The organism is Mesorhizobium sp. M0768, from assembly GCF_040320195.1.
Lineage (GTDB): Bacteria > Pseudomonadota > Alphaproteobacteria > Rhizobiales > Rhizobiaceae > Mesorhizobium.
The window spans coordinates 372,824-387,011 of the sequence record NZ_JAMYPD010000001.1 but is presented as its reverse complement, the minus strand read 5'-3'; the positions used below and the strand labels follow the sequence as shown (position 1 = coordinate 387,011).

Sequence of the window (14,188 nt, the reverse complement as noted above, 5' to 3'; positions counted from 1 at the left end):
AGTCAGCGAGCCATCATTTCATCGAAGGCTCTTTGGGCAGCCTCGCCATTCTTGACCCACCATCCTGAATTGGAAAACACCGAAGTGCCAGCATTTTCAGGTGCGGTCGCAAGGGTCTTCAGACGGTCCTCGGGAATAAGGCCACCCTCATATGCCGCAGGATTGACTGGGCCGTAGGCAATGAAATCGGTCAGCTTGGCAACCCGCGCGGGCTGCGTCATCGCTGCGATGAGCTTCATCGCGGCTTCCTTGTTCGGCGCTCCCTTCGGCACCCCAAGACAGTCCGTGCCGATGACCGAACCCTTGAACGTGTAGTCAGCCGCGCCGCCATCTGCTTTCACGGTTTGGGCGCGTCCGTTCCAGGTAATGACCAAATCCGCCTCGCCGTCTTTCAGCAACTGCGCCGACTGGGCGCCCGAGGTCCACCACACGGCGACATCTGGTTTGATCGCTTCAAGCCGCTTGATGGCGCGCTCTAGCCCTTCCGGGGTGCTGAGCACGGAATAGACGTCCGCCGGTGCCACGCCATCGGAGAGAAGCGCGATCTCGATCGAGTCTTGCGCATTGGCGCGCAACGCGCGACGGCCAGAAAATTTGGCAACATCCCAGAATTCCGCCCACGTCTTCGGCGGGTTCTCGCCATAGGTCTTGGTGTTCCACGACATGACGGTGCCATAGGAGTCAAACGGATAGCAGTAGTCGGACTTCGCACCCTCCGGCACGGATTTCGGATCGATGATCTTGTAGTCGAGTGGCTCCAGCAGCGATTGTGCGGCCGCCTGGGCACCTTCCGGTGAGCCCAGGTGAATGACGTCGGTCGTGACCGCACCCGAGGTGACCTGCATCTTCAAGGCGGCCAGGCCGTCGCTTAGGGTCTCCTCGCGGACATCATAGCCAAGCTCTTTTGCAGCAGGGGCCCACATGGCCTCCTTCATGGCGTTGCCATAGTCGCCACCCGCGGTCGTGATTGTGACCGTCTGCGCATGCACGGGCAGGGCAGCCGAGATTGCGAATGCTGTTAAGGAAATGCGTAGCCAGGACATAGGTTCTCCTCCCCAACTTTTATGGAATATCGCTTGAAAGAGCCATTATTTTGTAATCGTAACGTTACGATTGCATCTGAATGCGCCGGAGTCAAGCTGCTTCCTGCGGGAGTTTGGATTGACCGGGATGTCGAATTCGGTAACGTTATGGCGGTCAGCAAATCAGCCGGCGCTTTCGCAAATGAAGTCGGGCGAACAATGGCCAATCTAAAGCAGATCGCCGCTGAACTTTCCCTGTCGGTGACCACGGTATCCCGCGCTCTGAAGGATGGGCCGGAGGTGCAGCCCTCGACCATAGCCCGCGTCAAGGAGGCGGCCAAGCGGGTCGGCTATCTACCAAATCATCATGGTCGCGCGCTCAAAACCGGTCGAACGCAGACGCTGACGGCAGTACTCCCGATGGAAACACGAGACCATCTGTCCGATCTATTAAAGCTTCCTTTAATCGAAGGCATGACGCTGGCGGCGCGGCAAGCCGGTTATAGTCTGTCCATCTATTCCACCACTCCCGACGACGATCCCGTTGAGAGTGTGCAGCGGCAGCTTCAGGCGCACAGCGCAGACGGCCTGGTCATCACGCGCCTGGTGTCGGCTGATCCGCGCGTCAAGCTGCTGCTGGATAAACGCATGCCGTTCGTCGCGTTTGGAAGAACCGACTTGGATATCGCGTATCCTTACGTCGATGTCGACAATGAACAGATTGCCTATGAGGCGACCCGGCGGCTCATGGATAAGGGCTGTCGACGTATTGCGCTGCAACTTCTCGTTCCGGAGGACCAGGCGAGTGCCACGCGTCTTTCCGGGTATGGAAGGGCAATGGCCGAGGCTGGCATTCCGATCGACCCATCGTTGATCGGTCATGGCATGTTCACCATGGAATCGAGCGCAGGCTGGTTCGATCGCTTGCTGGCGTCATCAGATCCGCCAACGGGCTTGGCGTGCGCCAACGAACTGGGCCTTCTGGGAGCGTTGCACGCTCTCGGCAAGCGGGGTCTCACACCAGGCCGCGACGTCCACATCGTCACCCGTGACAGCACGCGGCTGGCACGCTTCCTGCCGGCAAAGATCGGAGTTCATTCCGTGGATATGGCGGGTGTTGGACGCAAACTTATCGAAGTCCTGGAGAGCCGGATCATCAATCCGCTCGGGCCGGTGGAGACAGTCTTGGTGCAAGGCAGATTCGAGCCGGCCGAATAGTCCGGGCGGCCCTCAGGAGGCCACCTCGTCTTGAACCGGCCGGATCAGCGCCTTTGCGGCAGCTGCTCCCGCCGCGAGGATACGATCCGATAATTCCGTTCCTTCCACGGCGCGCGCGAGTTGAAGCGCGCCGATGAGCGTTGCAAACATGCCCAACGCAGCGCCCTCGGGATCGTTCGTCTGCGGCAGAGCTTCAGCTATCTGGCGCACCAGGGATTGAGCGCGCTCGGCATAGAGGGCTCGCGTTTCAGGCGGCTGCCGCGCAATTTCCGGCAACAACGCGGCCGATGCGCAACCCTTTCCAGGATTGTCCCGGTGCTCGGCCGATAGATACGTCTCTATGGCCATTTCCGGACCGCCGGCGGCCAATGCTTCCTGCACTTCATGCGACTGCGCGTCCAAGGCCGCCGCCACGCTTTCACGGACGAGCTCCGCCTTCGACTGGAAGTGCGGATAGAAGGCGCCGTTCGTCAGCCCGGCGTCGCTCATGATGGTTGCCAGCCCGGACGCCGCGATGCCGTCAGATCGAAAACGTTCGGCGGCGACCTCCATGATCCGGCTGCGTGACGCGTCTTTTCGGCCCTTTTCGTAGCGCATGGTCTTTCTTTCCTGTCCTGCTATTGCATTATGCTCATAATCTGATATTACGATCATAATTCAACTCGTGGAAATAAGCTAGACCTCTCGAACCTGGAACATCAAAAATGAATGGGAATTCTGAAAAGACCGCAATCGTGACCGGAGCCTCCTCCGGCATCGGCCGCGCCAGCGCCGAGGCCTTGGCGCGGGCGGGTTTCACTGTCTTCGGGACAAGTCGCCGCAAGACCAGTAATGGTCCGGGCGGAGTGACCATGCTGGCATGCGACGTGACCGATGATGCGGCCGTCAATGCGCTCGTTGCCAACGTGCTCGCGCAGACCGGCCGGATCGACCTCCTGGTCAACAATGCCGGTGTCGGTCTGCTAGGCGGCGCCGAGGAATCCTCGGTCGCCCAGGTACAAGCCCTGTTCGACGTCAATCTGTTCGGCGTCATGCGAATGACCAATGCGGTGTTGCCGTCGATGCGGCGGCGCGGCGAAGGGCGCATCATCAATATCGGCTCCATTCTGGGACTGGTACCCGCGCCATACTCAGCTCATTACTCGGCGGTCAAGCACGCGCTCGAAGGCTATTCGGAATCGCTCGACCACGAGGTGCGCGCCTTCAACGTCCGCGTTTCCGTCATCGAGCCGGCATTCGTCCGCACCGTCTTCGACCGGAACGGCATCGAGCCGGATTCGCTGTTGAAGGAATACGATCGGGCTCGAGCCGGGTTGAAGGCGCTGCTGGGCGATGTGATGCCCAAGGCCGATCGGCCGGAAGTGGTGGCGGATGTGGTTGTGAAGGCAGCGACCGATGCCCGTCCGCGACGGCGCTATACCGCTGGCAAGGCAGCGCGCCAGGTCAGCCTGCTGCGCCGCTTTGCCCCCGCGGGGATTTTCGACAAGAGCCTGCGCAAGCAGTTCCGACTGCCGGTCTGAACAACGGCGAGCCAGAGGATTTCACGCACATGCGACTAGCAACTACGACACATTTGGCCAGGCCCTACGAAACGGAGGCGCCAAGCATGACACATAGATCCAATCGGTTGCCGCGTTCACCGGCGTTGTTCCAGGACGTGCCAACGCTCTCGATCGACGTCGGCGGCACAGCCTTTGCTTACAGGGAACTCGGGCCCAGGGCGGGCGTGCCGGTGATCCTGCTCAACCATCTGGCTGCTCAGCTGGACAATTTTGATCCGCGCATCGTCGATGGCCTCGCTGCGACCCGGCGGGTGATTGCCTTCGACAATCGCGGCATCGGTGCTTCGGGTGGCAAAACTCCGTCGACCATTTCCGGCATGGCGCGGGATGCGGTCGCCTTTGTCCGGGCGCTGGGGTTCGAAGAAGTCGATCTCTTCGGCTTTTCACTTGGCGGCTTCGTGGCGCAAGAGATTGTGCTGACCGAGCCCAAGCTTGTGCGCAAACTCATCCTGGCTGGCACGGGGCCGGCCGGTGGGCAAGGCATCGACAAGGTGACGCCGCTGACGATCGTGGACATGATCAAGGGCGCGCTGACTTTTCGGGATCCGAAGTACTATCTCTTCTTCACAAGAACGCCGAATGGGCGCCGCGCCGCAAACGCATTTCTGCAACGGCTGAAGGAGCGCCGGAATAACCGGGACAAGGCGATATCGCTGAGCGCGTTCGGCGCGCAACTCAAGGCGATCAAGGCCTACGGACTCCAGGCGCCACAAGACCTGAGCACCATCCGTATTCCCACTTTGGTTGCGAATGGCGACCAGGACAGGATGGTGCCGAGCAGCAATACCTACGATCTCGCCGGGCGTATCCCGGGGGCGCATCTGGTCATCTACCCGGATGCCGGGCGTGGCGGGGTATTTCAGAACCACGCCGCTTTTGTCCCGAAGGCGCTGTCCTTCCTCGAGGCTGAGGCCTTGCCGCAGGGCGGCCATGCAGCTGAAAACGTTCGGCTTGTTTCGTCCCGAACAGCAACAGACATTCTTGGAAAGTAACTGCCATGAAGGCATTCGTTGTCGATAAGTATAATAAAAAGGGCACCCTGCGGCTGGCCGAAATGCCGGAGCCGGAGCTCCAGGACAGCGATGTCTTGGTCGAGGTCCATGCCGCAGGGGTGAACCTGCTCGATTCCAAGATCAAAACCGGAGAATTCAAGCTCATCCTGCCCTACCAGCGGCCCTTCATCCTGGGCCACGACGTGGCTGGAAAGGTTATCCGCGTGGGATCGAAAGTCAGCAAGTTCAAGGCCGGCGACGAGGTCTATGCGCGGCCGCGCGACGGCCAGATTGGGACATTCGCCGAATTCATTGCCGTGAATGAGGCCGACGTAGCCTTGAAGCCCGAGAATCTCAGTATGGAAGAGGCGGCGTCGATTCCCCTGGTCGGTCTCACCGCCTGGCAGACGCTCATCGAACGGGCAAACCTGAAGAAGGGACAGAAGGTCTTCATTCAGGCTGGTTCCGGCGGCGTCGGGACATTTGCTATTCAGTTGGCCAAGCACCTCGGCGCGACCGTTGCGACAACAGCGAGCGCGGCGAGTGCCGATCTGGTCAAAAGTCTCGGCGCCGATGTCGTCGTCGACTACAGGAAAGACGACTTCGAGAAAGTTCTGTCGGGCTACGATGTCGTCTTGAACAGCCAGGACGCCAAGACACTGGAGAAATCCCTGAGGGTGCTGAAACCGGGTGGCAAGCTCATCTCCATCTCCGGTCCACCGGATCCCGAATTTGCCAGGGAAAAGGGACTGAACTTGATGCTGAGGCTGGTGCTGCGCTTCCTGAGTCGCGGAATTCGGGCCAAAGCCAAGCGCCGCGGCGTGCAGTTTTCGTTCCTGTTCATGTGGGCGCAGGGCGATCAGCTGAGCAAAATCACCGCTCTCATCGAAGCCGGCGCGATCCGCCCGGTTGTGGATCGGGTCTTTCCATTCGAAGCGACCAATGACGCCCTGGCCTATGTCGAAACAGGACGCGCCAAGGGCAAGGTCGTCGTCAAGGTCAGATAGCGGGTGCCTCGAACGCAGCCTTGAGCGTCTCGAACGGCGCCAGGGCGCCGCGCACCTGCACGACGGCGGCGGCGACGCGATGAGCGCGCAGCACGGCTTCTGCCGGGGCATGGCCGGCAAGGCGGGCGGCGAGGTAGGCGCCGTTGAAGGAGTCGCCGGCGCCGGTGGTGTCGACCGGGGTGGCGACGTGCACCGCCGGAACCGATTGCAAGGTTCCGTTTTGCGCGATCAGCGCCGGTTCCTCACCGTTCTTGACGACGACTTCGCCGGCCAGCTTTCGCAGCCGTTCGGCTGTTTTCTGCGGTGTCGTATCACCAAACAGCATCTGCTCGTCGGGAAAGGTCGGGAGCGCGATGTCGGCGACGGCGAGTGCCTCGAGGATCGCGGCCTGCGCGTCCTCGCGCCGGCGCCACAGCCGCGGCCGGTAATTGGGATCGAAGGCAATCAGCGAGCCGGCCGCGCGCGCCGTGGCCACGGCCGTCAGCAGTACCTTGCGTGGAGCCTCGTCGAGAATTGCCAAAGTTATACCGGAAAAATAGACAAGCGCCTGGTTTTCAAGGCTTTTCTGCAAAGCGGCTGGGTCCGAAGCCAACTGCCTTGCGGCCGCATCGGCCCGCCAATAGGTGAAAGAACGTTCGGCGCCGGTCAGCGTGATCGCATAGAGGCCGGGGCGGGCGCCCGCTATCACCGGGCTGGCGCCGATGCCGATGCCGCTCTCGGCCAGGAACTTGATCTGGTCGCGCGAGAACGGGTCGTCGCCGAAGGCCGACACATAGGTCGCCGGCCGCTCGCCGCTCAAGGCATGCAGCGCCCATAACGTGTTGAACGTGTCGCCGGCAAAGCCCATGCGCCAGTTCGGCCCGGCCTGGCCCGAAAGCTCGAGCATGCACTCGCCGATCGAGGCGATGCCGTTTCCTGCCATGAAGCACTCCTCCATCCTGCAATTGCGGTGCTGTAGCTTTTTGCAGCCGGCAGCGCCATGCTTGGCGACGGCGGATTCTTGCACTGGGCTCGATTTCCCACAGGGGCGTGGGACGCGATCTGCCCAGCGAAACGTTATCCGCAGAACAGGAATGGGTTTGGCATCGTTATGGCGTTATCTTCTTGGAGGCCTCGGCCTGGCTGCCTTGCTCGCCGGAGTGCTGGCAATCGTCTATCTGACGGCGCCGCCTGCACCCCAACCAAGTTCGGACGTCGGCCGTTCCAAGACGACGGCGAACAAGCTGTTCGTGGCGACTTTCGAGCCCGAGAAAGGCGTCATCCGGCAGGGCGAACTGGAATCCTGGCTGCTCACGCTCAAAACCGTCGAGGGTGCGCCGGTGGAAGGTGCTGCGATAACGATTTCCGGCGGCATGCCGCAGCACAAGCACGGTCTGCCGACCAGCCCGCAGGCGACCGATTACCTCGGCGCGGGGCGCTATCGCATCGACGGGGTCAAATTCACGATGAGCGGGTGGTGGCAATTGCATTTTGCCATTTCCGCTGCGGCCGGTTCGGACACTGTCGTCTTCAACGTGGTGCTGTGAGCCACTGATGAGCCGGTTTTCCAGTCTTCTCGTGTTGGTGGTGGTGGCCGTGCTTGCCGGCTGCGGCAGACCGGAGTTTTCCGATGCCGAAAAGCAGACCATCGCCTCGCTGGCGCTATCCAAGCTGCCGCCGCTGAAGCCCGACACCACCAATCGCTTCGCCGATGTGCCGGCCGCCGCGGCACTCGGCTCGACGCTGTTCTTCGACACCGGGATGAGCGGCGACGGCACGGTATCGTGCTCGACCTGCCACAAGATCGACCGCCAATTCCAGGACGACTTGCCGCAAGCGGTCGGCGTCGGCCGCACCAATCGTCGTACCATACCGTTGGCCGGCGTCGCGCATGATCCCTGGTTCTTCTGGGACGGGCGGCGCGACAGCCTGTGGGCGCAAGCATTGACACCGCTCGAAAATCCGCTGGAGCAGGCCGGCAACCGCGCCGCCTTCGCGCATTACATCAAGGCCCGCTTCGGCGAGCGCTACGAGCGCATCTTCGGGCCGCTGCCGGACCTTTCGGGCGTGCCTGCCAATGCCGGCCCGCTCGGCACCGATGCCGAGAAGGCGGCCTGGAACGCCATGCCCACCAGCCAAGCCGAGGAGGTCAACCGCGTCTTTGCCAACATCGGCAAGGCGATCGCCGCCTTCGAGCGCTCGATCGCGCCGCCGCAGACACGCTTCGACCGCTTCGCCGTCGACCTGGCTGCGGGCGCCGAGCCGAAAGGCGACGCCGCCTTTTCGCCGGAGGAAATCCTCGGCCTGAAGCTGTTCATCGGCAAGGCCAATTGCGTGACCTGCCATAACGGCCCGCGTTTTACCGACGGCAGCTTCCACAACACCGGCGTGCCGCCGGTCGCGGGCCTGCCGCCGGATCGCGGCCGCGTCGACGCGGTGGCGCAGGTCGAGGCCGATCCGTTCAACTGTTTCGGTGCCTTTCGCGACGGCGATGCCAGCGCCTGCCGCGAGTTGCGCTTCATGGTCAAGACCGGGCCGGAACTCGTCCGCGCCTACAAGACGCCGTCGCTGCGGGGTGCCGCCACCCGGCCGCCCTACATGCACGCCGGGCAGTTTTCCTCCCTCGACGAGGTGGTGGCGCATTATTCGAAGGCACCGGCAAGCGTCGAGGGCACATCCGAGATCCACCCGCTGCAGCTTTCGGACCGCGAACGCGCGGCGCTGGTGGCGTTTTTGAAGACACTGGCGGAGTGAGGGTGGCGGGACAACAACAGCGCTCTCCTACCGATCCTTCACCGTCTCCATCGCGACAAACGTCGAGGTCTGGGCAACGTGCGGCAGGGCGGAGATGCGCTCGCCGAGTACGCGGCGGTAGGCGGCGATGTCGGTAGTGCGGACCTTCAGCAGATAGTCGAAGCTCGATGCCATCATGTGGCACTGCTCGATCTCCGGCACCGCCTGCACGGCGCGGTTGAAGGCGTCGAGCGCGGCCGAGCGGGTGTCGGACAGTTTCACCTGGACGAAGGCGACATGGCCTTCGCCCATGCGCTCACGGTCGATGATTGCCTGGTAGCCCCTGATGAAGCCGTCCTTCTCCAGCCGTTTGACTCGTGCCTGCACCGGCGTCTTCGACAGACCGACTTTCGCCGCCAGTTCCGACATGGAAAGCCGGCCATTGCTGCCCAGAGCCGACAGGATGTTCCTGTCGATGCGGTCCAATTGGTCTTCCGTCACTGAATTCCTGGTCGAATTGGAGGTGATCAGTCCTAATGATAGATCGATCGATCTGTTCTGTCGACTTCTTTGGACCGACTGCAATCCCTACTTATGTTAGCTTGCGCCGTTCGGTCCGGTGACCGTCGGCCCGCTCCCTTATGCTCGCTCTACAGGACCGCCATGCCAGCGCTCGACACCATCCGCCAGCAGATCCGTGCCAATTATTTGCCCGACGAAGACCAGGCGGTGAAGCGGCTGGCCGAGGCGGCCGGGCTGTCCGCGCAAGACCGCAAGGCGATTTCGGCGCGTGCCGCCGATCTAGTGCGGGCGGTGCGCGGCTCGTCCGATCCGCGGCTGATGGAGGTCTTCCTGTCCGCCTATGGCCTGTCGACCAAGGAGGGCGTGGCGCTGATGTGCCTGGCCGAGGCGCTGCTGCGGGTGCCAGACACCGAGACGATGGACGACCTTATCGCCGACAAGATCGCGCCGCACGACTGGTCGGCGCATGCGGGCGGCTCGAGCTCGATCTTCATCAATGCGTCGACCTGGGCGCTGATGCTGACCGGCCGCGTGCTCGACGAGGGCGAGGGCGGCATCGAAGGCACGCTGCGCGCCATGGTGCGCCGGCTTGGCGAGCCGGTCATCCGCAAGGCCGTCGCCGCCGCCATGCGCGAAATGGGCGAGCAGTTCGTGCTCGGCCGCACCATTGCCGAGGCGGTCAGGCGCGGCCGACCGATGACGCAGAAGGGCTATCTCTATTCTTTCGACATGCTGGGCGAGGCGGCCCGCACCGAGGCCGACGCGCTGCGCTACCTCAAGGCATATGCCGATGCCATCTCTTCGCTCGATGCCGGCGCCAACGGCCCCGACATCCGCCAGAACCACGGCATCTCGGTAAAACTGTCTGCGCTGCATCCGCGTTATGAAGTGACGCAGAAGGAAAAGATGCTGCCCGTCATGGCCGAGCGGCTGTTGTCGCTGGCGCTGGCGGCGCGCCATTCACGCATGGGCCTCAACATCGACGCCGAGGAAGCCGACCGCCTCGATTTGTCGCTCGACGTCATCGAGCGGGTGCTGGCCGAACCGGAGCTTGCCGGCTGGAACGGTTTTGGCGTCGTCGTGCAGGCCTATGGCCCGCGCGCGGCCTTCGTCATCGACTGGCTCTACGAGCTGGCGAGGAAATACGACCGCAGCATCATGGTGCGGCTGGTCAAGGGTGCCTATTGGGACACCGAGATCAAGCGGGCGCAGACGCTCGGGCTCGACGGCTATCCGGTTTTTACCCGCAAGGCCAACACCGACGTCTCCTACCTGGCCTGCGCCAAGAAGCTGTTGGCGATGACCGACCGCATCTACCCGCAATTTGCCACCCACAACGCCCACACCGTCGCCGCGATTCTGTCGATGACGACGGAGCGCGATACGTTCGAATTCCAGCGGCTGCATGGCATGGGCGAGGCGCTGCATGAGACGGTGCGGCGGGCCGAAGGCACTCGCTGCCGCATCTATGCGCCGGTCGGTGCTCATTCCGACCTGCTCGCCTATCTGGTCCGCCGGCTGCTCGAAAACGGCGCCAATTCCTCCTTTGTCCACCAGCTCACCGACGAGGAAGTCGAGCCCGAGGACATTGCCCGCGACCCGCTCGAAACGGTGGAGAAACAAGGTCCCGCCGCCAATCCAGCGATCGTGCCGCCGTCGGCAATCTTCGGTCCAGGCCGGCGCAATTCCAAGGGCTTCGATATCACCGACACGCTGACGCTGGCTGCGATCGACAAGGCGAGGGCCGAGTTCGCCGGGCCGGAGCGCTGGCACGCCAAGCCGGTCAGCCGCGCGGCCGGCTACGGCAAGCAGCGTCCGGTCGTCAATCCGGCAAAACCTTCGGAAGTGGTCGGCACGGTCAGCGAGGCCGGCGCCAAGCAGGTCGAGACCGCCGTGCGCATCGCCGTCGAGGCACAACCGGCATGGGCAAGACGGCCGGTCGCCGAGCGCGCTGCCATCCTCAACCGGGCGGCCGATCTCTACGAAGCAAACGCCGTCGAGTTCTTTGCACTCGCCGCCCGCGAGGCCGGCAAATCGCTCGCCGACGGCGTCGCCGAAGTGCGCGAGGCGGTCGATTTCCTGCGCTACTATGCGGCTGAGGCCGCCAATGCCGAGGCGGGCACCGAGGCGCGCGGCGCCATCGCCTGCATCTCGCCGTGGAATTTTCCGCTCGCCATCTTCACCGGGCAGATCGCGGCGGCACTCGTCACCGGTAATTCGGTGATCGCCAAGCCGGCCGAACAGACGCCGCTGATCGCCTTCCGCGCTGTCCAGTTGCTGCGCGAGGCCGGCGTGCCGGAGGATGTCATCCAGCTTCTGCCCGGCGACGGCCCCTCGGTCGGCGGCCCGCTGACCGCTGACCCGCGCATTGCCGGCGTCTGCTTCACCGGCTCGACCGAGGTCGCCAAGCTGATCGAAAAGCAGCTCGCCGACACCGCCGCGCCCGACGCCATGCTGATCGCCGAGACCGGCGGCCTGAACGCCATGATTGTCGATTCCACTGCGCTGCCCGAACAGGCGGTGCGCGACATCCTGGCCTCCGCCTTCCAGAGTGCCGGCCAGCGCTGCTCGGCATTGCGCATTCTCTACGTGCAGAAGGACGTCGAGAAGAAGATGCTTGAGATGCTGAAAGGCGCGATGGAAGCGCTCAGCCTCGGCGACCCGTGGCGGATATCGACCGATGTCGGTCCGGTCATCGATGACGAGGCGCAAGCGTCGATCCGTGACTATTGCACCAAAATGGGCCTGCAGGGCCGGCTGATCGCCAAGCTCGAAGCGCCGAAGGACGGCCGCTTCGTTGCGCCGCACGTCTTTCGGGTCAAGGGCATCGAGGAGTTGGAGCGCGAGGTGTTCGGGCCGGTGCTGCATGTCGCCACCTTCGATGCCGACGAGATTGATGCGGTGATCGCGGCGATCAACCGCAAGGGCTATGGCCTGACCTTCGGCCTGCACACCCGCATCGAAGGCCGCGCCCAGCATTTCGTCGATGGCATCCATGCCGGCAACATCTACGTCAACCGCAACCAGATCGGCGCCGTCGTCGGCGCGCAGCCGTTCGGCGGCGAGAGCCTTTCCGGCACCGGGCCGAAGGCCGGCGGCCCACATTATCTTCGACGCTTCCGCAAGGGACCGGAGGCCGGCACCCATCTTGCCGAAGGCCGCAAGGTGACTGCGACCGAGCTCGCCGACAATCTGCCGGACCCGGCGCTTGGCGGCTGGTCGACGCGTCCGGATCGTGTCGCCATCCTGAGGAAACATCTGCGCGGCAAGGGTGCCGCCGCCATCGGCACCGCCGCCGCCATCGATTTCGGCCAGGTCGACCTGCCCGGGCCGACCGGCGAGGCCAACACGCTGTCGCTGTCGCCGCGCGGGCGCGTGCTGTGCCTCGGTCCCGACGCGGATACGCTGCTTGCGCAGACGATCCAGGCGCTGGCCGCCGGCAATGCCGTGCTCGCCGTCGCCCCCGGCGCGCCGGCGGCGCTATCGGCGCTGACCGGCAAGGGCCTGCCGCTGGCGGCGATCGACGGCCGGCCGGACCCGGTCGAAGCGCGCTCGCTGCGCGTCGATGTCGTTGCCTTTTCCGGCACGCCCGAGGCCGCGCGCATCGTGCGCAAGGTCATCGCCGAGCGCGCCGGCCCGATCGTGCCGCTGGTCAGCGAAGTCTATTATCCGGCCGCTTACGCCCACGAGCGCGCCGTCTGCGTCGACACCACGGCGGCGGGCGGCAATGCCAGCCTGCTGGCCGCTGCGTAGGTTTCGCCAGGGTTCGCGTATCGCGGGGCAGGGGCGGCGCCGACTTTGGTATCCACATGAGGACGATCGTTACCTGATAGCGAGCGGAACTTCGAACTGCCAGGCCGAGCGACCGGCTCCTTCCGGAATGGGAGGAAACGGAGAAGCCCGGCGGACTGCGTCGAGTGCGGCTTTGTCCAGCGCGGCAACACCCGAACTGCCCGTCAGCCTAGCCGACCGGACGCTGCCGTTCGAGCCGACGGTAAAGGCAACGGTTGCTGTGCCGGTGGCGCGTGTGCGTGTCGAATTGAAGGCCCGCACCAGTTTTGATCTGATCTTGCCGGGATAGTTCGTGACGGCTGCATTGCCGATGCCTGATTTGCCGCCTCTGCTGGCGGTCAGGATCTTGCCGTCCTTCCTGCCGTCGGCCATGCCGCGCGCGACATCCGTTTCGTCACGGCCGCCGGAGCCGGCTTTTTTCTTCTTGGTGTCGGCTTTGGCCGCAGCCTTGCCCGCCTTCTTGCGCAGGGGCGGCTTTTCGGTTTCAGCCGGTTCGGCTTTTTTGACCGGCTTGTCCTTTGCGGTTGCCTTCTTCGGCCGCTTGGGCTCCGGCCTGTCCGGCTTCGGTTCTTCGGCCGCGCCGACTGTCTCGGTCGTCTGAACCGTTTCCGCCGGCGCCGGGTCGGTTGGTGCCGGTGCGCTTGTCTTGGCAGGCTCGGCCGTTTCTGCGGCGCTGACTGGCGGCGGCACGGCATTGTCGTCGGCAGGCACCAGCCTGTCGGTCGCAAGAACGTCGGGCGATGGGTCCTGGCGCGCCGGCTGGACGGGTTGGGCAGGTGCGGGCTCGGTGCGATCGGCAGGCACAGCGATTTCCGTGGCGGCCTCGTTGACCGGCTCAACCACTTCTTTGTCCGATGTCTCCGCCGCATCGGTGACCGGCTGGAGCGTCTCCTCTGCCGCGGTCGCCTGCGCCTCGACCGTTTCGACCGGCTTGGCGTCCAGCGTGGTCACCATCGTCACGTTGGCCACTTCCGGATCGTCTCCGACATCGCCGGCCGCCTGCTGCGGGTCGGCGCCGAGCAGCATTTCGCCTTGCTGGTCGGCACCTTCGATGCTTGGCCGATCGTCCGGCAGCGTGAGAAAGGCCAGCGCCACGGCTACGTGGAATGCGCAAGAGCAGGCGATCGCCACCGTCCAGTTGCGGCGCCGCCGCGTCTGTCGTGCCTGCCGCAATGGCTCCGCAGGCACCGTCGGCAAGTCGCCGTCGGCATCGGCGATGTAACTGTCTTCCGGCCTGTCGCGCAGCGAAACACGCAGCGCCTCGCGCGGGATGGCGAAGTCCGGATCGTCCGGCTCCGGCGGCAGGAAACCGGCTAGTGGCCACGCCACGGCGTTTCGCGCGAATGCGGGTTCCGGTCCCA

Annotated in this window: 12 protein-coding genes; 7 read left to right on the top strand and 5 right to left on the bottom strand. The window is 64.0% G+C overall.

Annotation, left to right across the window (positions count from 1 at the left end; genetic code table 11):
- Positions 1-2: 2 nt before the first annotated feature.
- Positions 3-1,043 carry an ABC transporter substrate-binding protein gene (locus NKI08_RS01865; protein ID WP_352766856.1) on the bottom strand — a complete coding sequence of 347 codons (1,041 nt, stop codon included), beginning with the start codon at positions 1,041-1,043 and terminating at the stop codon, positions 3-5.
- A 33-nt stretch (positions 1,044-1,076) separates the two neighbouring features.
- On the opposite strand from NKI08_RS01865, the gene NKI08_RS01860 reads away from it, so the two are divergent.
- On the top strand, positions 1,077-2,240 hold the full coding sequence (locus tag NKI08_RS01860) for a LacI family DNA-binding transcriptional regulator (protein WP_352766854.1): 1,164 nt from the start codon (positions 1,077-1,079) through the stop codon (positions 2,238-2,240).
- Between the two features lie 12 nt (positions 2,241-2,252).
- On the opposite strand, the gene NKI08_RS01855 is transcribed toward NKI08_RS01860, so the two are convergent.
- Positions 2,253-2,837: a TetR/AcrR family transcriptional regulator gene (locus NKI08_RS01855; protein ID WP_352451959.1), complete on the bottom strand. Its 585-nt coding sequence runs from the start codon at positions 2,835-2,837 to the stop codon at positions 2,253-2,255.
- A gap of 107 nt (positions 2,838-2,944) precedes the next feature.
- Between NKI08_RS01855 and NKI08_RS01850 the strand changes: the two genes are divergently transcribed.
- From NKI08_RS01850 to NKI08_RS01840, 3 genes are all read left to right on the top strand, one after another.
- Complete coding sequence (locus NKI08_RS01850; RefSeq protein WP_352766852.1) at positions 2,945-3,760, top strand: oxidoreductase; 816 nt, start codon at positions 2,945-2,947, stop codon at positions 3,758-3,760.
- A gap of 86 nt (positions 3,761-3,846) precedes the next feature.
- The gene (locus NKI08_RS01845) at positions 3,847-4,794 is read left to right on the top strand and encodes an alpha/beta fold hydrolase (RefSeq protein ID WP_352766850.1); all 948 of its coding nucleotides are present in this window, start codon (positions 3,847-3,849) and stop codon (positions 4,792-4,794) included.
- 5 nt (positions 4,795-4,799) lie between these two features.
- Positions 4,800-5,801 (top strand): NADP-dependent oxidoreductase, encoded by a 1,002-nt coding sequence (locus NKI08_RS01840; RefSeq protein WP_352766848.1) that lies wholly within the window; start codon positions 4,800-4,802, stop codon positions 5,799-5,801.
- Here NKI08_RS01840 and NKI08_RS01835 read toward each other — a convergent pair.
- The gene (locus NKI08_RS01835) at positions 5,794-6,723 is read right to left on the bottom strand and encodes a sugar kinase (RefSeq protein WP_352692333.1); all 930 of its coding nucleotides are present in this window, start codon (positions 6,721-6,723) and stop codon (positions 5,794-5,796) included. The genes NKI08_RS01840 and NKI08_RS01835 overlap by 8 nt on opposite strands.
- A 157-nt stretch (positions 6,724-6,880) precedes the next feature.
- Here NKI08_RS01835 and NKI08_RS01830 point away from each other — a divergent pair, with 157 nt between their 5' ends.
- Together NKI08_RS01830 and NKI08_RS01825 are read left to right on the top strand one after the other, a co-directional pair.
- Complete coding sequence (locus NKI08_RS01830; RefSeq protein WP_352766970.1) at positions 6,881-7,327, top strand: FixH family protein; 447 nt, start codon at positions 6,881-6,883, stop codon at positions 7,325-7,327.
- A gap of 7 nt (positions 7,328-7,334) precedes the next feature.
- Positions 7,335-8,534, top strand: coding sequence for a cytochrome-c peroxidase (locus NKI08_RS01825; protein ID WP_352766845.1), 1,200 nt, complete (start codon positions 7,335-7,337; stop codon positions 8,532-8,534).
- Positions 8,535-8,561: 27 nt separating this feature from the next.
- Here NKI08_RS01825 and NKI08_RS01820 read toward each other — a convergent pair whose 3' ends face one another.
- Positions 8,562-9,014: an Lrp/AsnC family transcriptional regulator gene (locus tag NKI08_RS01820; protein ID WP_023676441.1), complete on the bottom strand. Its 453-nt coding sequence runs from the start codon at positions 9,012-9,014 to the stop codon at positions 8,562-8,564.
- Between the two features lie 162 nt (positions 9,015-9,176).
- On the opposite strand from NKI08_RS01820, the gene putA reads away from it, so the two are divergent.
- Positions 9,177-12,788: a bifunctional proline dehydrogenase/L-glutamate gamma-semialdehyde dehydrogenase PutA gene (gene putA, locus NKI08_RS01815; protein ID WP_352766844.1), complete on the top strand. Its 3,612-nt coding sequence runs from the start codon at positions 9,177-9,179 to the stop codon at positions 12,786-12,788.
- Positions 12,789-12,857: 69 nt separating this feature from the next.
- On the opposite strand, the gene NKI08_RS01810 is transcribed toward putA, so the two are convergent.
- Complete coding sequence (locus NKI08_RS01810) at positions 12,858-14,156, bottom strand: TonB family protein (protein WP_352766842.1); 1,299 nt, start codon at positions 14,154-14,156, stop codon at positions 12,858-12,860.
- Positions 14,157-14,188: the final 32 nt, after the last annotated feature.

What these genes read in the sequence shown, in the direction of transcription:
- NKI08_RS01855 (WP_352451959.1), bottom strand. Translation starts at nt 2,837, where the DNA reads ATGCGCTACGAAAAGGGCCGAAAAGACGCGTCACGCAGCCGGATCATG.
- NKI08_RS01835 (WP_352692333.1), bottom strand. Translation starts at nt 6,723, where the DNA reads ATGGCAGGAAACGGCATCGCCTCGATCGGCGAGTGCATGCTCGAGCTT.
- NKI08_RS01845 (WP_352766850.1), top strand. Translation starts at nt 3,847, where the DNA reads ATGACACATAGATCCAATCGGTTGCCGCGTTCACCGGCGTTGTTCCAG.
- NKI08_RS01825 (WP_352766845.1), top strand. Translation starts at nt 7,335, where the DNA reads ATGAGCCGGTTTTCCAGTCTTCTCGTGTTGGTGGTGGTGGCCGTGCTT.
- putA (WP_352766844.1), top strand. Translation starts at nt 9,177, where the DNA reads ATGCCAGCGCTCGACACCATCCGCCAGCAGATCCGTGCCAATTATTTG.
- NKI08_RS01865 (WP_352766856.1), bottom strand. Translation starts at nt 1,043, where the DNA reads ATGTCCTGGCTACGCATTTCCTTAACAGCATTCGCAATCTCGGCTGCC.
- NKI08_RS01840 (WP_352766848.1), top strand. Translation starts at nt 4,800, where the DNA reads ATGAAGGCATTCGTTGTCGATAAGTATAATAAAAAGGGCACCCTGCGG.
- NKI08_RS01850 (WP_352766852.1), top strand. Translation starts at nt 2,945, where the DNA reads ATGAATGGGAATTCTGAAAAGACCGCAATCGTGACCGGAGCCTCCTCC.